The organism is Microbacterium marinum (genome assembly GCF_014204835.1).
In the GTDB taxonomy this organism is placed as follows: Bacteria; Actinomycetota; Actinomycetes; order Actinomycetales; family Microbacteriaceae; genus Microbacterium; species Microbacterium marinum.
Window position 1 is genome coordinate 554740 of sequence record NZ_JACHMD010000001.1, and the last position, 24218, is coordinate 578957.

Annotated in this window: 27 protein-coding genes and 1 tRNA gene; 15 read left to right on the forward strand and 13 right to left on the reverse strand. The window is 70.5% G+C overall.

The window, feature by feature from the left end:
* Window positions 1-91 precede the first annotated feature (91 nt).
* The 7 genes from BKA24_RS02750 (at window position 92) to BKA24_RS02780 (ending at window position 5472) form a co-directional block, all read left to right on the forward strand.
* Complete coding sequence (locus BKA24_RS02750; RefSeq protein WP_184214827.1) at window positions 92-718, forward strand: HEAT repeat domain-containing protein; 627 nt, start codon at window positions 92-94, stop codon at window positions 716-718.
* Between the two features lie 228 nt (window positions 719-946).
* Window positions 947-1183 (forward strand): 50S ribosomal protein L28, encoded by a 237-nt coding sequence (gene rpmB, locus BKA24_RS02755; RefSeq protein ID WP_005051771.1) that lies wholly within the window; start codon window positions 947-949, stop codon window positions 1181-1183.
* Window positions 1183-1353, forward strand: a complete 171-nt coding sequence (rpmG, locus tag BKA24_RS02760; protein WP_005051772.1) for a 50S ribosomal protein L33 — start codon at window positions 1183-1185, stop codon at window positions 1351-1353. The genes rpmB and rpmG overlap by 1 nt, the downstream gene beginning before the upstream one ends.
* A 4-nt stretch (window positions 1354-1357) precedes the next feature.
* Window positions 1358-1663: a 30S ribosomal protein S14 gene (gene rpsN, locus BKA24_RS02765; RefSeq protein WP_018187657.1), complete on the forward strand. Its 306-nt coding sequence runs from the start codon at window positions 1358-1360 to the stop codon at window positions 1661-1663.
* Between the two features lie 86 nt (window positions 1664-1749).
* Entirely contained in the window at window positions 1750-2793 is a 1044-nt protein-coding gene (locus BKA24_RS02770) for an alpha/beta hydrolase fold domain-containing protein (RefSeq protein WP_184214829.1), read from the forward strand.
* 322 nt (window positions 2794-3115) lie between these two features.
* Entirely contained in the window at window positions 3116-3394 is a 279-nt protein-coding gene (locus BKA24_RS02775) for an HU family DNA-binding protein (RefSeq protein ID WP_184214831.1), read from the forward strand.
* Between the two features lie 101 nt (window positions 3395-3495).
* On the forward strand, window positions 3496-5472 hold the full coding sequence (locus tag BKA24_RS02780) for a cytochrome c oxidase assembly protein (protein WP_184214833.1): 1977 nt from the start codon (window positions 3496-3498) through the stop codon (window positions 5470-5472).
* Window positions 5473-5500: 28 nt separating this feature from the next.
* Here the strand turns inward: BKA24_RS02780 and BKA24_RS02785 are convergent, their stop codons facing one another.
* Entirely contained in the window at window positions 5501-6628 is a 1128-nt protein-coding gene (locus BKA24_RS02785) for a hypothetical protein (RefSeq protein ID WP_184214835.1), read from the reverse strand.
* Between the two features lie 35 nt (window positions 6629-6663).
* Between BKA24_RS02785 and BKA24_RS02790 the strand changes: the two genes are divergently transcribed.
* Window positions 6664-8064: an ATP-dependent DNA helicase gene (locus BKA24_RS02790; protein ID WP_184214837.1), complete on the forward strand. Its 1401-nt coding sequence runs from the start codon at window positions 6664-6666 to the stop codon at window positions 8062-8064.
* A 3-nt stretch (window positions 8065-8067) separates the two neighbouring features.
* Here BKA24_RS02790 and BKA24_RS02795 read toward each other — a convergent pair whose 3' ends face one another.
* Window positions 8068-8721, reverse strand: a complete 654-nt coding sequence (locus tag BKA24_RS02795) for a biliverdin-producing heme oxygenase (protein ID WP_184214840.1) — start codon at window positions 8719-8721, stop codon at window positions 8068-8070.
* A gap of 63 nt (window positions 8722-8784) precedes the next feature.
* Between BKA24_RS02795 and BKA24_RS02800 the strand changes: the two genes are divergently transcribed.
* The 4 genes from BKA24_RS02800 to BKA24_RS02815 all read left to right on the forward strand — a co-directional run bounded on the left by BKA24_RS02800 (window position 8785) and on the right by BKA24_RS02815 (window position 12170).
* Complete coding sequence (locus tag BKA24_RS02800) at window positions 8785-9093, forward strand: DUF2470 domain-containing protein (protein WP_184214842.1); 309 nt, start codon at window positions 8785-8787, stop codon at window positions 9091-9093.
* A 118-nt stretch (window positions 9094-9211) separates the two neighbouring features.
* Window positions 9212-10444 carry a serine hydrolase domain-containing protein gene (locus BKA24_RS02805; RefSeq protein WP_184214844.1) on the forward strand — a complete coding sequence of 411 codons (1233 nt, stop codon included), beginning with the start codon at window positions 9212-9214 and terminating at the stop codon, window positions 10442-10444.
* On the forward strand, window positions 10441-11316 hold the full coding sequence (locus tag BKA24_RS02810; RefSeq protein ID WP_184214846.1) for an EamA family transporter: 876 nt from the start codon (window positions 10441-10443) through the stop codon (window positions 11314-11316). The genes BKA24_RS02805 and BKA24_RS02810 overlap by 4 nt, the downstream gene beginning before the upstream one ends.
* 20 nt (window positions 11317-11336) lie before the next feature.
* Window positions 11337-12170, forward strand: a complete 834-nt coding sequence (locus BKA24_RS02815; RefSeq protein ID WP_184214848.1) for a carbohydrate kinase family protein — start codon at window positions 11337-11339, stop codon at window positions 12168-12170.
* A 140-nt stretch (window positions 12171-12310) separates the two neighbouring features.
* Here BKA24_RS02815 and BKA24_RS02820 read toward each other — a convergent pair whose 3' ends face one another.
* The 7 genes from BKA24_RS02820 to BKA24_RS02850 form a co-directional block, all read right to left on the reverse strand.
* Window positions 12311-13006 carry a sirohydrochlorin chelatase gene (locus BKA24_RS02820; protein ID WP_184214850.1) on the reverse strand — a complete coding sequence of 232 codons (696 nt, stop codon included), beginning with the start codon at window positions 13004-13006 and terminating at the stop codon, window positions 12311-12313.
* Window positions 13003-14160, reverse strand: a complete 1158-nt coding sequence (locus BKA24_RS02825; protein ID WP_184214853.1) for a uroporphyrinogen-III synthase — start codon at window positions 14158-14160, stop codon at window positions 13003-13005. Before BKA24_RS02825 ends, BKA24_RS02820 begins: the two co-directional genes overlap by 4 nt.
* On the reverse strand, window positions 14157-15395 hold the full coding sequence (cobA, locus tag BKA24_RS02830) for a uroporphyrinogen-III C-methyltransferase (RefSeq protein ID WP_184214855.1): 1239 nt from the start codon (window positions 15393-15395) through the stop codon (window positions 14157-14159). Before cobA ends, BKA24_RS02825 begins: the two co-directional genes overlap by 4 nt.
* Window positions 15392-15769, reverse strand: coding sequence for a nitrite reductase small subunit NirD (nirD, locus tag BKA24_RS02835; RefSeq protein WP_184214857.1), 378 nt, complete (start codon window positions 15767-15769; stop codon window positions 15392-15394). Before nirD ends, cobA begins: the two co-directional genes overlap by 4 nt.
* Window positions 15766-18342 carry a nitrite reductase large subunit NirB gene (gene nirB / locus BKA24_RS02840; protein WP_184214859.1) on the reverse strand — a complete coding sequence of 859 codons (2577 nt, stop codon included), beginning with the start codon at window positions 18340-18342 and terminating at the stop codon, window positions 15766-15768. Before nirB ends, nirD begins: the two co-directional genes overlap by 4 nt.
* A gap of 74 nt (window positions 18343-18416) precedes the next feature.
* On the reverse strand, window positions 18417-19313 hold the full coding sequence (locus BKA24_RS02845; RefSeq protein WP_184214861.1) for a formate/nitrite transporter family protein: 897 nt from the start codon (window positions 19311-19313) through the stop codon (window positions 18417-18419).
* 142 nt (window positions 19314-19455) lie between these two features.
* Window positions 19456-19800, reverse strand: coding sequence for a hypothetical protein (locus BKA24_RS02850; RefSeq protein ID WP_184214863.1), 345 nt, complete (start codon window positions 19798-19800; stop codon window positions 19456-19458).
* Between the two features lie 132 nt (window positions 19801-19932).
* On the opposite strand from BKA24_RS02850, the gene BKA24_RS02855 reads away from it, so the two are divergent.
* Both BKA24_RS02855 and BKA24_RS02860 read left to right on the forward strand, forming a co-directional pair.
* Entirely contained in the window at window positions 19933-20463 is a 531-nt protein-coding gene (locus BKA24_RS02855) for a MarR family transcriptional regulator (RefSeq protein WP_184214865.1), read from the forward strand.
* Window positions 20464-20537: 74 nt separating this feature from the next.
* Window positions 20538-20897, forward strand: coding sequence for a hypothetical protein (locus BKA24_RS02860; RefSeq protein ID WP_184214867.1), 360 nt, complete (start codon window positions 20538-20540; stop codon window positions 20895-20897).
* A 2-nt stretch (window positions 20898-20899) separates the two neighbouring features.
* Here the strand turns inward: BKA24_RS02860 and BKA24_RS02865 are convergent, their stop codons facing one another.
* Complete coding sequence (locus BKA24_RS02865; RefSeq protein ID WP_184214869.1) at window positions 20900-22492, reverse strand: SLC13 family permease; 1593 nt, start codon at window positions 22490-22492, stop codon at window positions 20900-20902.
* Window positions 22493-22598: 106 nt separating this feature from the next.
* On the opposite strand from BKA24_RS02865, the gene BKA24_RS02870 reads away from it, so the two are divergent.
* Window positions 22599-23117, forward strand: a complete 519-nt coding sequence (locus BKA24_RS02870) for a GNAT family N-acetyltransferase (RefSeq protein ID WP_184214871.1) — start codon at window positions 22599-22601, stop codon at window positions 23115-23117.
* A gap of 182 nt (window positions 23118-23299) precedes the next feature.
* Here BKA24_RS02870 and BKA24_RS02875 read toward each other — a convergent pair whose 3' ends face one another.
* The 3 genes from BKA24_RS02875 to BKA24_RS02885 all read right to left on the reverse strand — a co-directional run bounded on the left by BKA24_RS02875 (window position 23300) and on the right by BKA24_RS02885 (window position 24102).
* A complete protein-coding gene (locus tag BKA24_RS02875) occupies window positions 23300-23449 on the reverse strand; it encodes a hypothetical protein (RefSeq protein ID WP_221417792.1) in 150 nt (49 codons plus the stop codon).
* A gap of 174 nt (window positions 23450-23623) precedes the next feature.
* A tRNA-Gly gene (locus BKA24_RS02880) sits at window positions 23624-23697 on the reverse strand.
* 93 nt (window positions 23698-23790) lie between these two features.
* Window positions 23791-24102 carry a hypothetical protein gene (locus tag BKA24_RS02885; protein WP_184214873.1) on the reverse strand — a complete coding sequence of 104 codons (312 nt, stop codon included), beginning with the start codon at window positions 24100-24102 and terminating at the stop codon, window positions 23791-23793.
* Window positions 24103-24218: the final 116 nt, after the last annotated feature.

Below are 24218 nucleotides of genomic sequence, written 5' to 3' on the forward strand. Positions count from 1 at the left end.
CGGGTTGCGGCGTGTTCTGCCACCTGAGCAGGCGGTGATGCGGCCCATACCCGTGCCGTGATGTGGTGTGCTGGAGAGGGGGAGGTGCGAGATGACCGAAACGGATGCCGCGGGGCGACTGCGCGCCGCGCTCGACGCGCCGGACTCCTCGGCGCGCGTGCAGGCGGCGATGACCGCGGGCACGCACCCGCACCCCACGTACGTGCCCGTGCTCGTGGCGCAATGCCGCTTCGAACCCGACTTCCTCGTGCGCGAGATGCTGACCTGGGCGCTCACCCGACACGATCACGAGCTGGTCACCGATCTCCTCCTCCCCGAGCTCCGATCGCGCGGCGCGCAGGTGCGGAGCCAGGCGCTCCACACCCTGTCGAAGATCGGCGGGCCGCGGGTTTGGGCCGCGATCACCACGGAACTCCTCACCGATCCCGAAGACTCGGTTGCGCGCGTTGCATGGCGGACGGCCGTACGCACGGCGCCCGAGACGGAGAAGGCCGAACTCGCGCGCGTCCTCGCAACGCAGTTCGCCCGCGGTGAGCGCGAGACCCGGCGCAGCTTGAGCGAAGCGCTTGTGGCGCTCGGCGAGTACGCCGACCCAGTCGTCGAGCGCGCGCTCGCGGAGGGCGGTCCGTACGTGCAGGCCCACGCCGCGATCACCGCCCGGATGCTCCGCGACCCCGAAGCGACCTTCGACGCGGTCGAAACCGAGAGCCAGCCGTAATCGACGACCGGATGCCGCGTGAGCCGGCGGCATCCCGAGTCAAGGCGACACGCCCGGCCGTGCTAGACTGACTCTTTGTCTGCGCGCACTCCAGCACGCAGTTCGCATCCCACCCTCAGAAGACGGCCCAACAGCCGTGTCCGGGAGCGGGGTGCAGACAAGGGATCTTGGGTGGCACCGTCCGGTGTCACGGTAACTGCCTTTTCGAAGGCTTGAGGGAGAATCACTATGGCAGCAGTGTGCCAGGTGACAGGAGCTGTTCCCGGCTTCGGTCACAACATCTCGCACTCGCACCGCCGGACGAAGCGCCGCTTCGACCCGAACGTGCAGAAGAAGACCTACTACGTTCCTTCGCTTGGTCGCAAGATCACGCTGAACGTCTCGGCTAAAGGCATCAAGGTCATCGACGCCCGCGGCATCGAGTCGGTCGTGAAGGACCTCATCGCGAAGGGTGTGAAGCTCTAATGGCGAAGAAGGCTCAGGACGTCCGTCCGATCATCAAGCTGCGCTCGACCGCCGGCACGGGGTACACCTACGTGACGCGCAAGAACCGCCGCAACAACCCCGACCGCATCGTGCTCAAGAAGTACGACCCGGTGATCCGCAAGCACGTCGAATTCCGAGAGGAGCGCTGATCGCATGGCGAAGAAGAGCAAGATCGCGCGCAACAACCAGCGCGAGGTCATCGTCGCCCGCTACGCCGAGAAGCGTGCCGAGCTGAAGAAGACCCTCGTCGACCCGAACGCGACCGACGAGGCCCGCGAGGCCGCCCGCGTCGGCCTGCAGAAGCTCCCCCGCAACGCGTCGCCGGTCCGCCTGCGCAACCGCGACGCCATCGACGGACGCCCCCGCGGCCACCTGTCGAAGTTCGGCATCTCGCGTGTCCGCTTCCGCGAGATGGCGCACCGTGGCGAGCTGCCCGGCGTGACCAAGTCGAGCTGGTAAGCACCACTTCCGCACGAAGCCCCCGTCTCCGGACGGGGGCTTCGTCGTTTCGGCGGGGCTACGCTCGAACGGTCGAAAGGAGCACCGTGCCGCTGGATCCGTTCTTCCGCGATCGCCTGCGCACCCACCGCCGGTACCTCCTCGAGCAGGCGTGGAAGGCCGTCATCGGGCGGATGCCGCGTCGCGGCATCCCCATCCCTGATAGTGCGCCCGCGAGCCCAGCGACAAAGGCACGGGTGCCGCTCACTCCCCGCGAGCGGCACCGTCGCGCGGCCCTCAACTGGGATCGGACGGAACTTCGCACCGTCGGCCTCCCCGGACCCGACGTCGAGACGACCGAGCATCACGTCGATGTGCCGGGTCACCCGTCGGTGCGGGTGCGCGTCTACCGACCCTCCGACGCCGCGACGCCCGCGCCCGCCTGTCTCGTCCTGGCCGGAGGGGCGTTCCGCATCGGCGGCATCGACTACCCCACGGCGGATGCCGCCTGCCGTCGCCGCGCCGAACGCTCCGGCGTCGTCCTCGTGGCCGTGGATTACGCCCTCGCCCCGGAGCACCGGTACCCGGTCGCTGTCGAGCAGGCCTACGCCGCCTGGCTGTGGCTCCACGCCCACGCCGACGAGCTCGGGATCGACGCGGCGAGGATCGGGATCACCGGAACCTCCGCAGGCGGGTGCCTGGCGGCATCCGTCACCCTCATGAACCGCGACCGCGACCGGCTGCCGATCGCGATTCAGATCCTCGAGGTCCCCGTGACCGATCTGACGGGGCGGTGGATCGACCTTCGCGCGACGTGGGCGCTTGGCATCCCCGCGTTCCTCGCCATCCGTGAGATGCGCTCCGTCGCCCGCACCTATCTGGGCGACCGCGCTCTCGCGCGCCACCCGTACGCGTCGCCGATGCGCGCGGCATCCCACCGCGACCTGCCTCCGGCCGTCGTGCTGACGGCCGAGTACGACCCGCTCCGCCGTGATGGCGCCGCCTACGCCGCCAAGCTGCGAGCTGCGGGTGTCGAAGCGAGTGCGACCCGGTACCTCGGGGTCACCCACGACACCCCGATCTTCGTCGGCGCGCTCCCGGCCGCGCGTCGGTGGGAGGACGAGGTCGTCGCCGCCCTCCGCCGGATCTGACGCGCCCGGTCCGCGGCGCGTTCTCCGCGCGGATGGCGCCCGTCGGACCTGCGTGAGGAGTGCGTTCCGGATCCATCCGGAGAACGAGCCGCGAAAGCAACCCCCTCCGCGGAATTCCGCGGATTCCGGCCGAAACGGCCACATTCGCCCCAAAAGTCACATCCGACACGCGACACGCCGGTCGATTACGGCGCTGATGACCGAAAATCCGCGGAAACACGCGGTTCGTGGGTATATTCGGGACCGGTCGCATCGACCAGCCGACGGTCACCCCGTCGGTCCGAGTAACTGAAGACGGCGATCAGCCGTCTGGAGGAGCACCATGGCCATCACCAAGACCGAACTCGTCGCCAGCATCGCCAGCGCCACCGGCGAGAGCCAGGCCACCGTCTCGCGCGTCGTCGACGGCCTGTTCTCGTCCGTCTCCGAGGCCGTCGCCAAGGGCGAGAAGGTCTCGATCCCGGGCTGGATCGCGTTCGAGCAGGTCGAGACCGCCGCTCGCACGGGCCGCAACCCGCAGACGGGTGCGGAGATCAAGATCCCCGCCGGCAAGCGCGTCAAGGTCAGCGCCGGCTCGAAGCTGAAGGCTGCCGTCAAGTAAGACGCTGCAGTCGTACGAAGGGGGATGCCACGCGGCATCCCCCTTCTGCATTCTCGGGCGCTCCGGGCATCCGTCCATACGGCCGCGCGTAGGCTGGAGCAGTGAACTCGCGCGCCTTCCGCTACGCCGGACCGGCGATCCTCGGGGGCGCGGCTCTGCTCGCCCTGCTGATCGGCCTGGCCTACGGTGGCGGTGCCGCGGAGCTCGCGATCGGCGACCCTGGACCGGTCGTGCGATGGGGTCTGCCGATCGCCGAACTGGTCGTCAACCTGTCGGCCGCGCTGCTGGTGGGCTCGCTCGTCCTCGCGCTGTTCGCCCTCCGGTCGGGCACGCCCGAGTTCGACACGGCGTTGGATGCCGCGTCCGCCGGCGCCGCGATCCTCACCGTCGCCGCCGGCTCGACCGCCTTCCTGACCTTCCTCAACATCTTCAACGCGCAGCCGAGCGCGAGCGCGGCGTTCGGGGAACAGCTGGGCCGGTTCCTGGTGGACACGGAGGCGGGCGTCGCGTGGCTCACCGTCACCATCGCGGCGGCGGGCCTCACCGTCCTGACCTTCGCGGTCCGGGGGTGGTTGCCGACCCTGCTCGTCACGGTGCTCGCGATCGCGGCCCTCGTGCCGATGGCATCCGTGGGTCACGTCGGCACCGAGGCGAACCACAACATCGCCGTCACCGCCCTCGCCCTGCACATCATCGGCGCAGCGGTCTGGCTCGGAGGCCTGCTCCTCCTGGTGCTGCTGCGACCGCTGCTCGGCAGCGAACGGGTCGCCGACGTGCTCTCGCGGTATTCGAGCATCGCCCTGGCCGCGTTCATCGTGGTCACCCTGTCGGGTGTCGCCCGTGCCGTCATCGGCGTCGTCTCGCCCGAGAACCTCTTGTCGCCGTACGGCGCGCTCCTCCTGGTGAAGGTCGTCGCGCTGCTCGCGATGGGTGTGCTCGGGGCGTTCTATCGGGGGCGCCTCATCTCCCGCATGCGGGATGCCGCGTCGGCGGCGCGCTTCTGGACGCTCGTCGGCGTCGAGGTCGTGTTCATGGGCATCGCGTCGGGTGCGGCGGTGGCGCTGTCGGTCACGCCGCCCCCCGTCGACACGGCGCTTCCCGCGCAGCAGACGGCCGCCGAGGTCTTGACGGGCTCAACGCTGCCGCCCGAGCTGACGCTCGACCGCTGGTTCACGATGTGGGACGTCGACCTGATCTGGGCCTTCGCGGTCGGCTTCGGGCTGTTCTTCTACCTCGCAGGGGTGCGCCGGCTGGCCGCCCGCGGCGACCGGTGGCCGCTCTGGCGAACGGTCCTGTGGGTGTTCGGCCTGCTGCTGCTGCTGTGGGTCACCTGCGGTCCGGTGAACGCGTATCAGGACTACCTGTTCAGCGTGCACATGGTCGGGCACATGCTCCTGTCGATGGCGATCCCGATGTGTCTCGTGTTCGGCGCGCCGGTCACGCTCGCCTCTCGCGCCATCCGCAAGCGCGACGACGGCACCCGGGGCGGGCGTGAGTGGATCCTGTGGGCGGTGCACAGCCCGTACGCGAAGGTGATCACGCATCCGCTCGTGGCCGCCGGGCTGTTCATCGGCTCGCTGTGGGCGTTCTACTACACCGACCTGTTCCGCTGGACCCTGTACGAGCACCTCGGGCACGAGTGGATGGTCGTCCACTTCCTGACGACCGGGTACCTGTTCGTCCTCTCGCTCGTGGGCATCGACCCGGTGCCGTACCGACTGCCGCACGCCGGTCGCCTCCTGACGCTCATCGGCGTGATGGCGATGCACGCCTTCTTCGGCATCGCGATCATGATGTCGTCGGGGCTGTTCGTGGCGGAGTGGTTCGGGTCGATGGGTCGGACGTGGGGCGCGGCTCCACTCGACGACCAGTACGTCGGCGGCGGCATCGCCTGGTCGATCGGCGAGATCCCCACCCTCATCCTCGCGATCGTCGTCGCCGTGCAGTGGAGTCGCTCCGACGCGCGCACGCAGCGCAGCGTGGACCGTCACGCGGACCGCACGGGGGACGCCGAGCTCGAGGCGTACAACGAGCGCCTGCAGAAGCTCGCCGACCGCGACGCGCGCGCCGCGCGCTGACCCGCCGCGCCGGCCGCTCGGGCCCGGGTTAGTCGGAGGCGGAGACGGCGATCGAGGCGGTGCCGTCGGGGAGGATCGTGATCTTCCCCGTGATGAAGAACGGGACCTCCTCGTCGACGTCGAAGAGGGTGCCGTCGAACAGCGACTGGATCTGGACGTCGATCTTCGCGACGGCCTGCGTGCGTGTGATGGTCCAGTCAGCGCCGTCGGGTTCCAGCGTGACCGTCGGGTTCTCTGTGATCGACCAGGTCGGCGGTTCCACGATGCGGTTGCGCACGTAGTAGCCGAAGGGGCAGCCCGTGGGCTGCAGCACCTTCTGGGTCGCGCAATCGGCGAGGAACGCGTCGACCTTGGTCTGCACGACCTCGATGAACTCCTTCGTCGGCTCGGCCTGGAACGACACCGGCACCGCGGTGAGCGGCGCATCGGCGAGCACCGCGACGCCGGGGCTCGCGGTGGCGGCCGTGTCGACGGTGATGGAGTACAGCCCCGGCGAGAACGCGAGGAGCGACACGGGTTCGAGAGGGTCGGCATCCAGACCGTCGGGCGAGACCTGCCGCTTGTCGATCGGGAAGCCGTTCACGAGGAACTGCATCGATCCGCGCACGGCGAGCTCGATGACGGCGAGCGGGCTCTCGGCGAAGCGCCAGGTCGGCGCGACACCGACGCGGCCGTCGCGCTCGACCTCGAAGGTGGTCTCGCCGGCGTGGCCGCCCACACGGTACGACACGGTGACCTCGGTCGTTCCGTCCTCGCCCTCCTCTTCCGAGACTGGCTCGATCTCGGTCAGCGGCGTGAGCGCCTCGCCCCGCAGCAGCGCGTGGCTGGCGGCGCCGGGCAGGTCGGCGGCCGCGAGCTCGTCGGTGGTGATGGACACCCCCGGCACGAGCAGCGCATCGCTGGCGCGTCCGTCGGCGAGGAGGTGGAGGTAGTCGAGGACGAAGGCGGTCGGGCTGTACAGCTGGCGGTAGAGGACAGCACCGGATGCCGCGAGGGCTCCGACCAGGAGAGCCCCGACGACGGCCAGTGTCGTCAGGTCGAATGCGAGCTTGCGGCGGTGACGGCGCTCGGCGACGGTCGAGGTGCGGGTGACGGCGGGCGCGTCGAGCGGCGCGTCGGCGGCATCCGCCTCACCGTTCCCCCCGATAGGTTGCACCCGCCCAGTCTAGGAAACGCCCGCTGATAGCTAGCATGGTTCCGGTGAGCACGCCGCCCCTGTCACCCGAACAGGAGGCCCTCTTCCGTCTCATCGAAGACACGGATCAGCACGTGTTCGTCACGGGCCGAGCGGGCACCGGCAAGTCGACCCTGCTGCAGCACCTGGCGTGGAACACCGAGAAGCAGATCGCGGTGTGCGCGCCGACGGGTGTCGCGGCGCTGAACGTCGAGGGCCAGACGATCCACTCGCTCTTCAAGCTGCCGATCGGCCTCATCGCCGACAGCGAGCTGGAGCAGTCGGATGCCACGCGGAAGATCCTCAACGCGATCGACACGCTCGTGATTGACGAGGTCTCGATGGTCAACGCCGACGTGATGGACGCGATCGACCGGTCGCTGCGGCAGGCCCGGCGCCGCCGGGCGGAGCCCTTCGGCGGCGTGCAGGTCGTCATGTTCGGCGATCCGTACCAGCTCTCGCCGGTGCCGCCTCGCGGCGATGAGCTGCGCTACATCCAGGACCACTACCGCTCGTTCTGGTTCTTCGACGCGCAGGTGTGGGCGGGGCCTCGAGCGGATGCCGGGGCGATCCGCTCGGACGGACTGCTCGACCTCGGACGCGTCGGCGCTCCGCTGCACATCGCGGAGCTGCGCGACATCCATCGGCAGTCGGACGATGCGTTCAAGGCGATGCTGAACGCGGTGCGGCACGGTATCGTGACCGCCGACATCGCGGACGCGCTCAACGCGGCCGGATCGCGGAAGCCGCCCGCCCCGGTCGAGGGGGAGGTGCCGATCATCACGCTCGCGACGCGGAACGACATCGTCAGCCGGATCAATCAGCGGCACCTGGACGCGCTCCCCGGGCCGGTGCAGACGGCGCGGGCCGAGATCAGCGGCGACTTCGGCCGGGGCGACGCCGCGTATCCCGCCGACCAGGAGCTGCAGCTCAAGCTCGGCGCGCAGGTGATGTTCCTCCGCAACGACATCGGCGGGTTCGGCGGTGAAGGCCCGCGGTGGGTGAACGGTTCCATCGGCACGGTGACGCGGATCGCCGGGTCGAGCGTGCGGGTCGAGCTCGACGGTGAGGAGCACGACGTCGAGCCGGCCGTATGGGAGAGGTTCCGCTACGCCTACGACCCGGGGACGCGGAAGCTCACGCGCGAGATCGTCGCGGAGTACACCCAGTTCCCGCTGCGGCTCGCGTGGGCCGTGACCATCCACAAGTCGCAGGGCAAGACGTACGACCGCGCCGTCGTCGACCTCGGCAGCGGCGCGTTCGCGCCGGGTCAGACGTACGTCGCGCTGTCCCGTCTGACGAGCCTCGAGGGTCTCTACCTGTCGCGGCCGCTGCGGCCGGCGGACATCCTCGTCGACCGCGACGTCCGACGCTTCATGGCCGGCGTTCGCGCGGCGGCATCCGGTGGCGTCGGCTGACGCTCACGCGGCAGCGGCGGCTTTCGCGGCGGCGAGGTCGACGAACAGCTCGGTGTTGAAGCGGTAGGCCAGCAGCACCTCGTCGATCACGCGCTCCCGCTCTGCGGCATCCCACGGCACAGCGTCGAGCTGCTCGCGGTAGACGTCCTTGAAGGCCGCCGGGTCGGCGATCTCGTCGAAGATGTAGAACCCGATGCCGTTGGTCTCGAAGCCGAACTGGCGCGCCATGATCTTGCCGATGAACTGTCCGCCCGAGAGGTCGCCGAGGTAGCGCGTGTAGTGGTGGGCGACGAAGCCGCCCGGCCAGGTCGCGCCGACCTCCGCGATGCGTGCGACGTATCGGGCGGTCGTCGGGAGGGGTTCGACCTGGTCACGCCAGCCGTCGCCGATCAGGAAGTCGAGATCGGCCTCGATCGCGGGCAGGCGGGTGAGCTTGTCATCGACGAAGGCGGATGCCACCGGGTCGGCCTTCATCGTCTCGGCAGCCGCTTCGAGGGCCTTGTAGATGAACCAGTGCTGGACGACCAGGGCGACGTAATCCTCGCGGGAGCCGCGACCGCGCATGAGGTCGGTCATGAAGTCGGCGCCCTCGCTCGAGGAGTGCGCGGCGGAGGAGCGGGCCCGTACGGCGGCGGAGAACGATACGGTGTCGGGCATGGCCCCGAGCGTACAGTAAGGGTCAGCTAACCTGAAGGTCTGATATCGACATACAGTGGGCGCATGCCTCACGTCTTCGACGACTCGGTCCGCGCCGCCGTCCTCGGCCACATGAACGACGATCACCGCGACGACAACGTGCTCATCGGGCGGGCCTTCGGGCCGTTCGGCGACGTCATCGCCTCGCAAATGGTCACTTTCGACGGTGACGCCGGGCAGTGGCACGTCATCACCGCGGAGGGCGCAGAGGAAGTGATCCGGGTTCCGTGGCCGGGTGGGCCGATCACCGGGCGGCCCGAAGTCCGGCGCGAGATCGTCGCCCTCTACGACGCCGCGTGTGCGCGGTTGGGACTCGGGCCGCGCCCGCACTGATGGGTCGTGAGCCTCGCTGCTGACGCCCGCGGTCCGGCTTCGCGGGCGGCCTGCCCTCGGTGTGCTGTAATCGATGCAGGCTTCGAAACGGGGGGACCGGCGCGTGGAACGACGTGGGATGAGGCGCGCGATCGCCGCGATCGCGGCGTTCGGGTTGGCCATCGGTCTCGCGGGATGCGCCCCCGAGTCGACCGTGATCGACCTCGGCGTCGACCAGGCCGACGGCGCCCTCTCGGACGACGTGCAGGCGCAGCTGCAATCCCTGACCGAGACCGCGATGACCGCGGCGGGAGCCCCGGGCGCCATCGTCGGTGTGTACGCACCGTGGGCGGGTCAGTGGGTCGCCGGTCTCGGCGTGACCGAGCCCGAGGGTGCGGCCGTCGCCGCGGACATGACGTTCAAGGCGCCGGGCGTCTCGCGAGCGATGACGTGCGATGTGCTCTACGGACTCGTCGAGCGTGGCACCGTGGATCTCGATGACACGGTGGTCGAGTGGGTCGAGACGTATCCCAACGCGAAGGACATCACGCTCGAGCAGCTCTGCGACGGCACCAGCGGCATCGACACCTATCTCGACGTGCTCCTCCCGCGCCTGCTGAAGAATCCTGAACGCGTATGGAATGCGCGCGAACTCGCCGCGTACGGCCTCGCGAAGGATCGCGCCTTCGACCCCGGCACGCGGTACGGCGAGTCCGACACGGGCTACCTCCTCCTCGGCGTCGTCCTCGAGCGGGTGACCGGATCGTCGCTCAACGCGTTGTACCAGGAGTTCGTGTTCGAACCGCTCGGCATGTCGGCGAGCTCGGCGCCCCTGAACATGCCGACGGGCGATGTCTTGAACGGGTTCCGCTCGGGCACGAGCAAGGAGGGCAAGACGCGGTGCAAGACGCCCACCGACGTCACCGCTCTGTCGCCCACCGCCGGCGGCGCGGCGGCAGGCGTCGTCTCCGATGTCGATGACCTCGCGACCTACGCTCGCGCACTGGCGGCCGGCGCGCGTTCGTACGACACGGAGGGCCGCTTCGCGGATGCCCGGACCCTCCGCTCGCAGCCGTCGTGGTTCACCGCCGACGGTGGCGCGTTCCAGGCCGGCTCGCTCGTCGGCCAGTACGGCTCGATCCCGGGCTACCTCACGGCGGCGTTCGCCGACCGCGAGACCGGCCTCGCGGTCGTCGTCGTCCTCAACAACTCTCGCGCCTCCGCCGCGCTCGTGCGCACGCTGGCGTGGCAGCTCGCCGCCGTCGCCTCGAAGGCGCCCGCCGCGGAGGGTCGCACGGCCCCCGAGTCGGGCCTGCCGTGGACGGCGGAGAGCCTCGCCGGCACGATCTCCGAGACGGCCGTCTGCTCGTGACCCGCGGCGGTCCACCCGCCACCGCCGTCGGACTCGTCGTCACGGGTCTCGTCTGCCAGGAGGTGGGAGCCTCCCTCGCCGTGCTGCTGTTCCCGCAGGTGGGTCCTCTCGGCATGGTGATGCTCCGCCTCGTCTTCTCGGCCGTCATCCTCCTGCTCATCGCCCGCCCCGCGCTGGGCGGCCACGGCCGTGCGGGCTGGATCGCGGTCGTGCAGCTCGGCACCGCCCTCGCCGTCATGAACGGCTTCTTCTACCTGGCGTTGGCGAGGCTGCCCCTGGGCATCACCGTGACGATCGAGGTGCTCGGTCCGCTGGCGCTGTCGATCATCGCGGGCCGGCGTCGTTCATCGTGGCTTTGGGCCGGGCTGGCTTTCTGCGGCGTCGTCGCCCTCGGCGGCGGCGGGTGGGACCGCCTCGACCTTCTGGGTGTGCTCTTCGCGCTGGGCGCTGCGGTGACCTGGGCGTTCTACATCCTGGCGTCGGCGCGGGTCGGCGCTGCCTTCCCTCGGCTGGACGGGCTCGCGCTGGCGATGACCTTCGCAGCCGTGCTGTCGCTGCCGTTCGGTATCGCGGACGCGGGCGCGGCCCTCTTGCGGCTGGACCTGGTCGCGCTGGGCGCAGCGGTCGCCCTGCTGTCGTCGACGATCCCGTACGCCCTCGAACTCATCGCGCTCCGCAGGCTCGCTGCGGCGGCGTTCTCGATCCTCATGGCGCTCGCCCCCGCGACAGCGGCGCTCGCCGGATTCCTCCTGCTGGGGCAGCACCTCACTGTCTGGGAGATGGCGGGCATCGTCCTCGTGATCGCCGCGTCGATCGGCGCCGTCCGCGCTGGGGGCCGCCGCGCGGACGACATTGCCGAGCCGACCGGCTGACTCTGCGCTTGACTGGGCGCATGACTGTCGTCGTCTGCGGGCCCGCCGCGTGGAATCACCTCATCCTGCTCGATCGCCTCCCCGAGCCCGTCCCGCACATGCAGTTCGCCTCCGCCTCGGTGCACACCGTGGGAGGCACGTCGGCCGGAAAGGCGGTGCACCTGGCGGATGCCGGTGTCGCCGTTCGACTGCATGCCCTGCTCGGCGAGGATGCCGAGGGCGTGGCGGTCGCTGAGGCGCTGCGGCGCGCCGACGTCGAAGTGGTGCGGCACGTGAGTGCGGTCACCGAGCAGCACGTGAACCTGATGACCGCTGAGGGCGGACGGGTGTCGCTGTACGTCGCCACGCCATCGCCGGCCGACGAGTCCGCTGTCGACACGTCACTCGCCGACCTGGCGACCGCCGAGGTCGCGGTCGTCGATCTCAGCGTCTTCGGGGCCGAACTGATCCGGCGTGGCGTCGGCGGGCCGGTCTGGACCGACCTCCACGACTACGACGGGTCCTCGGCATTCCACGAGCCGTTCCTGCGGGCCGCCGAGGTCGTCTTCATGAACGACGACGCGGTCGACGACCCGTGGGCGCTGCTGCGATCGTGCGTCGACCGCGGCCCTCGCATGGCCGTCTGCACGCGCGGCGCCGCGGGCGCGATCGCGCTGGGCGCGGACGGCACGCGATACGCCGTGGCCGCGGCATCCGTCGACCTCGTCGACACCAACGGCGCGGGCGACGCCTTCTTCGCCGGGTTCCTCGCCGCGCATCTGGCGGGTGCTGATGTGGACGGATGCCTCGCGGCGGGCGCGCGGCAGGCTGTCGTCGCGCTGGAGTCCGCGCACCTGCACCCCGCGCTCGCCTGAGCGCGCGCCGCGCCTGTCGCCGAGGACGCCGGTTCGTGCCGAGCGCGCCATCGGATGCCGCGCAGCGCACAGCGCGCTCGGCACGAGGGGGCGCTTTCGCGGGTCAGCTCGCCGCGCGCGGCGGCGGCTCAGGCGGCGGCTCAGGCGGCGTGCGCGACGACGCCGACGGCGGCGAGGTAGCGCTCGGCGACGATGCGGGCGACCGCGTCGTCGGGAGCCAACGGCGCGGTGACGACGTCGGCGCCGCCACGGGAGATGACGTCGGCGAAGTGGCCCGGCGCGAGGACGTAACTGGCCGCGACGACGCGACGGGCGCCGGTCGCGCGCGCCTGCGCGACGGCGTCGCCGATGCGGATGCCGGCTCCCGCCGCGAAGGCGACCGAGACGGGCGCGTCGAGCTGCTTCCGCAGCAGGTCGGCCATGCCTGCGACGTCGACGGATGCCGCGGGGTCGCTCGATCCCGCGGCCGCGAGCACGACGGCATCGCCGTCCGACAGGCCGGCCTCGTGGAGGCGGGTCGCGAGCAGCTCGGCCAGGAGGGGGTGCGGCCCGAGCGCCGCGGTCGCCGTCGCGCGGCCCCCGGCATCCGTCACCGCCCGGGCGATGTCGACCTTCGTGTGGAACCCGGTCGACAGGAGCAGCGGCACGACGACGGCACGTCGAGGGGAGACGGCGCGGACGACGTCGTCGATCTCGGGCTGCTGCACATCAACGAAGGCCTCTTCGACCGAGACGTGTGGCAGCAGCAGGCGCACCTTCTCGACGGTGGCGGAGATGGCGGCACGGCCGTCCGGCGAGCTGGTCCCGTGCGAGCAGGCGATGAGGACAGGGGTCATGCGGGGCCTTCCGGGAAGGCGACGTCGAGCCGGTACCCGCGCTTGACGACGGTGCGGATGAGGGTCGGGATGCCGAGCGCGTCGCGCGTGCGGGCGATCGCCACATCGACGGCATGGGCGCTGTCGGAGGGCGCGCCGCCCGATCGCGGGAGGACTGCAGCGAGCTCGGCACGGGCGACGACCCCACCGCCGGCCTCGAACAGCGCCCGCAGGAGCGAGAGCGACGCGCGTGAAAGGGGGAGCACCTGTCCGTCGAGCACGGCGGCGGTGCTGCGGAGCTCGAGGCGTCCGGCGGCGGTGTCGAGCGAGGGCGCGGCGCCGCCGCCGAAGTGGGTGACGACCGCGCGGACGAGCGATCCGAGGCGTCCGCGCTCGGCGATGAGAGGGTCCGCCCCCGCGTCGAGGAGCGGTCCGGCCGTGATCGGCCCGACCGCGGCCAGCAGCAGGCGTCGATCCGCGGCGCGCTCGACGATCGCCTCGAGCGCGCCTTCGCGCCGTGCTGTCGCCAGCCATTCGGCCGCTCCGGGCGCCGACGTGAAGAGGACCGCGTCCACCTCGCCCTGCGCCGTCTGTGCGACGGACCGCGCGACCGCGGCGGCGTCGGGCGGCGGACCCCAGCGATAGACGGTCAGGCTGACGACGTCGGCTCCGGCCTCTGCGAACAGCTCGTCGAGGCCGTCCGCACCCGATCCGTGGTGCTGGACCGCGACCCGGCGCCCCGCGACACCCTCGGCGAGCAGGAACGATCCGAGCTCCTCGCTCGTCTCCGATTCGGCCACCCAATCCGCGGTCAACCCCGCCTGCTGGATCGCGCCGCGCGCCTTCGGCCCTCGCGCGACGATCTGCGCACCCGACAGGGCATCGTGCAGCGCGGTCTGCAGACCGGCTTCGTCGGCCGCCTCCATCCACCCGCGGAACCCCACCCCCGTCGTCGCGACGACGACGTCCGGCGGCGCATCGATCAGCTGCCGCGTCGCCTGCACGAGGGACTCGTCGTCGATGTGCGACACGATCGTCAGAGCGGGCGCGTGCCGGACCGTCGCCCCGTGCCGCTCCAGCGCCGTCGCGAGCTCGGCTGACCGACGATCGACGGCGATGACGATCGTGCAGCCGCCGAGCGCGGCGGACAGGGCGGGACGGACGGCCGAGTTCACCGGGACGGGTCCCCCGATCCGGTGACCACGGCGGCATCCGGGAGCAGAAGACCGGATGCCGCGACATCTCCGACCACGATGACGGCGGGGTTGCTGACGCCGGCGGATGCGGCATCCCGTTCCGCGTCGACGAGCGTCGTCCAGGTCGTGCGCTGTGTGGGGGTGTGTCCGCGCTCGACGATCGCGACGGGGCGGTCCGCAGGGGCACCGGCGTCGCGTGCCGCGGCGACGATACGGGGGAGGGCGGCGACGCCCATGAGGAAGACCGCGGTCGTGGCGTCGTCGGCGAGGGCGGCGCGCGTCGCCGACGAGAGCTCGCCCTGTCCGTTCGCGACGTGGACACCCGCCGACACCCCGCGGTGCGTGACGGGGATTCCCGCCGCCTGCGGGACGGACACCGCACTGGTGAGCCCCGGAACCACGTCGACCGGCACACCGGCGGCCAGGCAGGCGGCGACCTCCTCGCCGCCTCGACCGTAGACGAACGGGTCGCCGCCCTTGAGCCGCACCACGCGCTTGCCGGCTTTGGCGTGGGCGACGAGCAGCGCGTTGATCGCTTCCTGCGGCACGGGGTGGTGCCCGGGCTGCTTGCCGACATCGATCACCTCGACGTCGGGCTCGAGGTCGGCCAGCACATCGGTCGGGCCCAGACGGTCGGCGACGACCACATCGGCCTCGGCGAGCAGTCGCCGACCGCGGACCGTCATCAGGTCGGCGGGGCCGGGGCCGCCGCCGACGAGATCAACGCGGCCGAGTGCCTTGCGTCGCCGTCGGAGCGGCAGGGTCCCTTCGCGCAGCGCCGCGCCGATGGCGTCGCGCAGGCGTCCCGCGCGGCGGGGATCGACTCCGGCGTCGGACGCGACCGCGACCACCACGTCTCCCGCGCGGGTCTCGGCGGTCAGACGAGCCGAGCCGTGCGCACCGTCGGAGGTGTTGACGCAGAACACCCGCGCCCGTTCGCACCACGCCGCGACGGCGGCATCCACCGAGGGGACGGCGGTCGCGGCGTGCACGAGCCACGCGCCGGCGACGTCTTCCGGCGTCGCGGTCCGGGGCACCCAGCTGACCTGCCGCTCGTCGACGAGCACACGCATCCGGTCGTCGAGCAGTGGAGCGACGACGGTCACCACCGCACCCTCATCGAGGAACCTGCCCACTCGTCGAGTCGCGACGGCCCCGCCGCCGATGAAGACGACCGAGCGACCCGCGAGGGAGAGTCCGAGCATCGTGGTCATGGCTGCCCCTTTCGCAGGTAGACGATCCCGTCGGCGACGGCGGCGGGCCAGACCCTCAGGGTGCGCGGCTCCTTGCCCTGCGTCTCGAGGCAGACGCCCGTGCGCAGGTCGAAGACCTGCTTGTACATGGGGGATGCCACGGTCGGCACGTCCTGCTGCGTGCCGACGATTCCGCGCGAGATGACGTGGGCTCCGCTGTACGGGTCGAGGTTCTGGACCGCGTGCACGCGGCCCGCGTGGGTGAGGAACAGCGCGACCTGGACGTCTCCGAGCAGCGCCGCGCGCCCGCGCTCCCGCTCCAGGTCGGCGAGGGCGCAGATCGCCGTCCATCCCTCGGCGACCGCGGCATCCATCTCGTGGGCGAGCAGCGTCATCGGCGCACCTCCAGCGTGGTGCCGGCGATGAGCACGCGCGCGTCCGCGCGCTCCTCGGCGGTGGCGGGGCGGGCCTGGCCGCGCTCCGACGTGTACGCCAGGGAGGGGTCGGGCGTCGTCGGCGCGTTGACGAACGAGGCGAACCGTCGGAGCTTCTCGGGATCGTCGAGGGTCGCCTTCCACTCGTCCTCGTAGTTGTCGAGATGGCGTGCCATCGCGGCATCCAAGTCCGAGCAGATCCCGAGGGAGTCGTCGAAGATCACGCGACGGAGTTCGTCGATGCCTCCCTCGAGGTCTTCGAACCAGGGGGCGGTGCGCTGCAGCCGGTCGGCGGTGAACACGTAGTACATGAGGAATCGGTCGATCGCCTGCAGGAGCCCCTCGTCGTCGAGTCCTTCCGCCAGCAGCACCGCGTGCCGTGGCGTGAATCCGCCGTTGCCGCCCACGTACATGTTCCAGCCGGCCTCCGTCGCGATGACGCCGACGTCCTTGCCGCGGGCCTCGGCGCACTCGCGGGCGCAGCCCGAGACGCCGAGCTTGATCTTGTGCGGCGACCGGAGGCCCCGGTAGCGCAGCTCGAGCTGCACGGCCATGCCGACCGAGTCCTGCACGCCGTAGCGGCACCACGTCGATCCGACGCAGGACTTCACGGTGCGCAGCGACTTTCCGTACGCGTGGCCGGATTCGAAGCCGGCGTTGACGAGCCGCTTCCAGATCTCGGGCAGCTGCTCGAGACGTGCGCCGAACATGTCGATGCGCTGACCGCCGGTGATCTTCGTGTACAACCCGAAGTCCTGCGCGACCTGACCGATGACGAGCAGCCCCTCGGGGGTGATCTCACCGCCGGGGATGCGGGGGACGACGGAGTAGCTGCCGTCCTTCTGCATGTTCGCCATCACGTGGTCGTTGGTGTCCTGCAGGGTGGCGTTCTCGCCGTCGAGCACGTGACGCCCGGTGAGCGTCGAGAGGATGCTCGCGAGCACCGGCTTGCAGATGTCGCAGCCGCGCCCGGTGCCGAAGCGCTCGATGACCGCGCTGAAGGTGGACAGTCCCGACACGCGGACCGCGTCGAAGAGCTGCCGCCGCGACATCCCGAAGTGCTCGCACAGCGCGTTGCTGAGGGCGGCGCCGGTCTTCGCGAGCTCGGACCCCAAGAGCTTCGTGATCATGCCCACGCACGACCCGCAGGCTGCTCCCGCCTTCGTGCAGGCTTTGATCGCCTTCACGTCGGTGCAGCCCTCGTCGTGCACGGCGGAGCGGATGCCGCCGGCGGTGACGCTGTTGCACGAGCACACGAGGGCCTCGTCGGGCAGATCCCCCGTCGGAGCGGCGACGCCGTCCTGCGGCAGGAGGTAGGCGACGGGATCACCGCCCAGCGCGCCGCCGACGAGCGGACGGAGCGATCCGTACGCCGAGGCATCGCCCACGAGGATGCCGCCCAGCAGCGTCTTCGCGTCGTCGGAGAGCACGAGCTTCTTGTAGACCCCCGACACCGGGTCAGCGTAGACGACGTCGAGGGCTCCCGGCGTCTCGGCGAATGCGTCGCCGAAGCTCGCGACGTCGACGCCGGAGAGCTTCAGCTTCGTCGAGACGTCGAAGCCGCCGAAGACGGCGTCCTGGCCGAGCAGACGGGCTGCGGCGACCTCCGCCATCGCGTACCCGGGAGCGACCAGCCCGACGCACTGGCCGGCGAAGCTCGCGACCTCGCCGATCGCGAGGACGCGGGGGTCGGAGGTGCGGCATCCCTCGTCGATGACGACACCGCCCCGCGGGTCGACGTCGAGTCCGGCGCTGCGGGCCAGTTCGTCGCGGGGACGGACGCCGACGGTGAAGACGACCACGTCGGTGCGCTCCCAGTCCCCGTCGCGGAACTCGAGCCCGACGACGTTTCCGTAGCGATCGGCGTCGAGTCGAGTCGTGAGGGACGAGGTGCGGACGCCGATGCCGCGGGCTTCGATGAGGCGACGGAGCGCATCGCCGGCGGGCAGGTCGAGCTGCGCGGACATGAGCCGGTCGGAGGACTGCACCACGGTGCAGTCGACGCCGAGCCCTTGCAGGGCGCCCGCTGCCTCGAGCCCGAGGAGTCCGCCGCCGATGACGGTGCCCACGAGCGGGCGGCCGAGTTCGGCGGAGCGGCGGTGCACGAAGGCTTCGAGCGCCTCGACGTCGTCGAGCGTGCGGTACACGAAGCAGCCGTCGTTGTCATACCCGTCGACGGCCAGGCGCGCCGCGTAAGAGCCGGTGGCAAGCACGAGGCGGTCGTACGCGATGCGCTCGCCGCGGTCGGTGAGCACGGCCGCTTCCGCCATGTCGACGCGGGTCACCCGCGTGCCGCGCAGGAACGTCACCCGCTCGTCGGCAAGCGGGCCGGCGTCGAGAGCCAGGTCGTCGACGGACGCGCCGGCGAAGTACGAGGTGAGGCCGACTCGGTCGTACGGATGCCGCTGCTCGTCGCCGATCACGGTGACCCGCCACGCGTCGCCCGTGCGGCTGAGCAGGCTCTCGACGAACCGGTGCGCGACCATCCCGGCACCCACCACCACGACGTGCGGGGTGGGGCCGGTGGAGCTCATGCCGTGACGGTACGCCGGAGAGGTTGCCCCCGGATTCGCGTCGTGTTTCGAGTTCTTTACGGGGCGGGCCATGGTCAGACCGAGGCGCCGGTGGCTTCGCGGTCGGCCGGTGCCGGTGCGTCGACGGCGGCCGCCGCGGCGAGACGCTCGCGCTTCGACGGACGCACACGGCGCGGCGTCGACGGGCGTCCGTAGGTGAGGTAGAGCGGGATGCCGACGAAGGCCAGACCGCCGACGAGGTTGCCGAGGACGGTGGGGATCTCGTTCCAGATCAGATAGTCGACGATCGTGAAGTCACCGCCGAGGAGCAGGCCCGACGGGAACAGGAACATGTTCACGATGGAGTGCTCGAAGCCCATGAAGAAGAAGAGCATGATCGGCATCCACATTGCGAAGATCTTGCCGATGACGTCCTTCGAGACCATCGCGAGGACGACGCCGGTGGCGACCATCGCGTTGCAGAGCACCGCCCGCACGAACAGGGTGAGCATGCCGTTGGCTCCGAACTCCGCGTAGCCGACGGTTCGGCCCTCGCCGATGTGCCCGATCGCCTCGCCGACCGCATTCGGGGCGGTGGCGAATCCGTTCGTGAAGACGATGGCCATCAGGACGGCGATGGCGAAGGCTCCGATGAAGTTGCCGACGAAGACGAGACCCCAGTTGCGCAGGATGCCGCCGAGCGTGACACCCGGTCGCCGCGCCAGCCAGGCGAGCGGGGCCAGGACGAAGACTCCGGTGAGAAGGTCGTAGCCGAGCAGGTACAGCATGATGAACCCGATCGGGAACAGCACGGCGCCCAGGAGGGGGCTGCCGGTGGTCACGCTGATCGTTACCGCGAAGGCGGCGGCGATGGTGAGGATCGCGCCGCCCATGATCGATCGGACGATCGTGTCGCGCGTGGAGAGCAGGACCTTCGACGCGCCGGCGTCGATGACGCTCTGGACGAGTTCGGTGGGCTTGACGTACGTCATCGCGGGGAGCCTTTCAGTCGTGGAGCCGGGTGTGAGGCTCGACGCTAAAGGGCGGGTGTTTCCCGTGACGTCTCGGTGATCGTCTTTTCCGTTACCTCTTCCTCTCAACGCGGAGAGGTCGAATGTGAGAACGGATGCCGGGTCAGGCTCCGGAGCTGGTCTCCTCGTGGCCGACCGAACGGGCCTCGAGGTAAGCGCAGAGTTCCGCAGCCACACTCAGCTCGGCCGCCATGCCCTGCAGCTGGTGGCTGTTGAGGATGGTGGTGTCGGGCTGCGGTTCGATCGTGATCCGCCACCGCGCGTCGCCGACTTCGAGCGGCTCCATGAAGACCGAGACCGTCGCGTTGAGGAGGGGGACCACGACCAGACCCGTGTCACCGCCGTCGGATCCGTCCTGGATGACGACCTTGATGAGGTCGCCGGCTCCGCGAGCGTCGTGGAAGTCGGAGACCCATTGCTCGAGGGTTTCTTTGCTGCGGAAGGGCATGGGTCACTCCTCTTGTGAAGGGGCTCGGCAGGCTACAGGATGCCGCAACGCCTGGCTATAGGGACTGTCGCGTGTCCGTTTCGTCTATTCTCGACCAGGTCGGCGCATAGTGCGCCATTCTGAGGAGAGCTTGTGACGGACGTCGACACGGAGACCAGCGGAGACCGCGCGAACGCTGCTGGCTACTGGTACGACGAGTCGCCGGGCCAGCGAGATCGCGCTCGTCGCGTGCTCGAGTCCCTTCGCACCTACCGGGCCGCCGAGACTGCGATGCGGCGGCGCACCCGCGATTCCATGTCGATGGGCGAGAACGAGCTCCTCGCGCTCCGTTTTCTGCTTCGGCAGCCCGATCACACCTCGCGTCCGTCGGAACTGGTCAAGTACCTCGGCGTGACGTCGGCATCCGTCACGACGATGCTCGACCGGCTCGAGAAGACCGGCCGCGTTCAACGCGTCGCCAACCCTTCCGACCGGCGGAGCATCTTCGTGCGGGCGACCCCGCACGCGAACGAGGAAGTCCGCGAGACCCTCGGCAAGATGCACGAGCTCATGTACGGCGTGGCCGTGGGGCTGACCCCCGAAGCGCAGGAGCACGTCGTCGCCTTCCTGCAAAAGATGGCCGACGCCGTCGACGGTGTCGAGCCCGCGGCATCCGCCGACTGAGGTCGCCCTTATCCGGTGACGCCGCCGGATGCAACAGTTACCACGCGGCGAGTTCGGCACCGCATAGTGGGCCCATGCGACGCATCACCTACGCCGGCGAGACCGTGATCACGACCGACGACGTGGCCGAGGTCCTCGTCGACCTGACGGCGGCGGTCGCGAGCGCCGGACGTGCGGATGCCGTGGCGATCCCGATCGTGTTCGAGGGCAGCGACGAGGTGGGCGAGGCGGAACTCGTCATCGGCGTGGGCAACGATGTGCTCTCTGTCCCGGTGCAGTGGACGAAAGAGGAACCCGACTTCTCTGAGGCGGCTGCCGGGCTCCGGCAGCACGCGCTCTACCCGAACGAGACCGACACGGTCGCCGACACGAGCTTCGACGACGGTCCCGACATGCAGTGGGACCCCGACCTGGACGGCTTCGACCGCCGCTGACGTCAGAACGGCCAGATCAGCGGCACGTAGACGACCGCGATGACGACGTACACGACGCTCAGGGGCAGACCCAACCGCCAGTAGTCCCCGAACCGGTAGCCGCCCGGTTGCATCACCATCAGGTTCACCGGCGTCGCGATCGGGGTGAGGAACGCAGCGGCGCCCACCACCGCGAGCGCCATCATGAACGGCTGGATGCTCACCTCCAGCGCTGCCGCGAACGAGACGGCGATGGGCGCCATGACGAGCACCGTGGCCACGTTCGACACGAACTGTCCGAGGACGAGCGTCAGCAGGCAGAGGACGAGCAGCGCGAGGTGTGGCGAGCCACTCCCGGTCACGCCCAGCACTGCCGTCGAGATCAGGTCGGCCGCGCCGGACGCGACGAACGCGGCAGAGAGCGGGATCATGCCGGCGATCAGCACGACCGTGTTCCACGAGATCGCTCGGAACGCCTGCGGCACCGACAGCACCCGCGTCACGAGCAGCGCGCCCGCGGCGCACAGTCCGACGACGACCGGCGGGACCAGCCCGCTCGCGAGCGCGACGACGGCGAGCGCGACGATCGCGATCGCTCGACGTGCGCCCCTGCCCATCGGCACCGCGCGTTGCATCGAGCGTGAGGATGCCACGGCGATGACGTCGGGCGACGACGTGTACCGGTGGAGCGCCTCCCAGTGCCCGTGCACGAGTACGGCGTCGCCCGGCTGCAGGGTGAGCGAACCGGCTGTCGCGCGGCCGTCGTCGACGTGGGGGGAGCGGTCGCCACGGCGAAGCGCGAGCACGATGAGGTTCTCGTCGCGTGTCGCCATCCCCGGCGACACGGTGCGGCCGATCAGCGTCGAGCGCGGCGCGATGAGCACCTCGGCGACGCCGTGGTCGCCGTCGATGAGGGCGTCCGCGTCGAGATCGACCCGGTAGTCGGCGCGCCACGAGGCCAGGCTCTCCCCGGGGTCGACGACTGCCACCTCAAGCCGGTCCGGGGTGCGGTGGGGCAACGAGCGCTCCTGGAGGAGGATGCCGAGGGTCACCGTCGCGAGCACGAGCGGGATGCCGACGAGCGCGAACTCGAAGTAGCCGAACTCCCGCCCGCCCGCCGCGGCAGCCGCCTCGGAGACGACGATGTTCACGGGCGTGCCCGAGAGGGTCAGCATCGACCCGGCGCTCGCCGCGAACGCGAGCGGGATGAGGAGCTTCGACGGCACGATCCCAGCGCGGGTGGCGACGATGACGACGACCGGGAGCAGCGCTGCCACCGCACCGTTGATACTGATGACGGCGGCGAGCAGCGCCGCCGTGAGGCCGATTGTGGTCATCAGGCGCACCCTGCCCGAGACCCGCGGGCCCTGTAGGCGCCGAGCGATCCACGCCGTCACCCCGGTGGCATCCAGTGCCTCACTGATCACGAACAGTGCGGCGATGAACAGCACGATCGGGTCGCTGAAGCCGGCGAGGGCGGCGTCGAGGTCGATGACCCCGGTGGCCCAGAGCAGTAGCGGGACCGCGAGGGCGACGACGACGAGCGGAACCCGGTTCGTCACGAACCCGACGATCGCGAGTGCCAGCACCGCGAAGGTGACGATCGCGCCGTCCATGTCGCCCTCCCCTGCCGTCGGCCGATCCAGCATGTCACGGACTGCGGGCTGCGGATCGAGCCGTGCATGCGCAGGTCGGCGACGGGTTCGGCGCGAGAATGGCACCATGCCGATCCGTGATGCCCGCCCCGTCGACGCCGAACGCATCGCGGAGATCTACAACGACGCCGTGCAGCACACCACGGCGATCTGGAACGACGAGACGGTGGATGCCGCGAATCGTCGGGGCTGGATCGCAGATCGGCAGGCGCACGGGTTTCCGGTGATCGTCGCGGTGGATGCCGACGATGACGTGCTCGGCTATGCCTCGTTCGGCCCGTGGCGGGCCTTCGACGGCTACCGGCACACCGTCGAGCACTCGGTGTACGTGCGCGGCGATCAGCGCGGCGCGGGCCTCGGCCCGGCGCTCATGGCGGAGCTCGTCGAGCGCGCGCGGCAGCGCGGCACGCACGTGATGGTCGCCGGCATCGATGCCGAGAACGCGGGCTCGATCCGGCTGCATGAGCGCATGGGCTTCGCCGCGACCGGCACGCTGCGTCAGGTCGGCATGAAGTTCGGGCGGTGGCTCGACCTGACGTTCATGCAGCTCGTGCTCGATGATCGTGAGGCGCCGCCGCGGGGGTGAGTGTGCGCCTCGGGGGGCGTTCGCGTCAGTTGCGCGAACGTCGTCGACCCGACGCGAAACGTCGCTGGGCGCGATCGGATGCGGCGCATTGTGTCGGCTGGGCGCGCCTCGACGCGCCGGGTGACGCGGCGGTGCGGCCAGTGGGACCGAGCGTCCACCAGCCGCACCGCGTGCCGGTCGGGTCAGGCAGCATCCTCCGCAGAAGCGGTCAGCTCGGCGAACTTCGCCTGCATCGTCGGGTTGCCCTTCGTGAGCTTCTGCACCGTGAGCGCGGTCGCCTTGTCGTTCGCGAGGCGCAGGTTCCGCTCCGAGCCGAGCAGGGCCTCCTTCACCTAGGAAGACGACTTTATGGTTCGCGCGGACGCTCAGCTCGGTCGAGTGCCCGGGTTCGATGTCGGAGCCCCCGACCTAGGCAGAGCGGCGTGAGCGCGACGACGGCTCTCCAAATTGTTCAGCCACGGTGTCACCTAGATCGAGAAAGTGACATCTTGCGCGAGAAGTCACAGTGGAGGGGCTGACGGGAATCGAACCCGCGCTATCTGCTTGGGAAGCAGATGTTCTGCCATTGAACTACAGCCCCATGCACCCGAAGGTGCCCGGTCAGCTTAGCAAAGCGGCATCCGCTCGCCGCACGTCGTGCTGGAGACGGTGAGTGGATGCCGCTGCGCCGGGGTCAGGCGGAAGGTGCGGCCGGCCCGGATGCCGGAGGCGGCGTCGGACCGCCGGTGGTCGGTCCACCGTGCGCCGGGCCGCCGGGCTGGCCGGGGCCGCTCGGGTAGGGCGGCTGAGCGCCGGGGCGGTAGGTCGGCGGGAACTGCGTGCCGCTCTCCTTCATCGCGAGGAGCACGCCGTTCTTCACAGCCGTGCGCTGGATCAGGTAGCCGATCCAGATCGCCAGAGCGAGGATGCCGAGGTAGATCACACCGAAGAGGATGAAGAGGCCGATGCCCAGTCCCGCGGCGGCCCCCGAGTAATCGTTGTCCATGGGTGGCACGATAACGACCGAGCGCACGGTGGCGGAAGGTGTAGCGCTCCCCATTGCGACGGAATAAGCGTGCTCAGTCGGCCGGGGAGGCTGGCCGCGTGCTGCTCGAGTCGGCC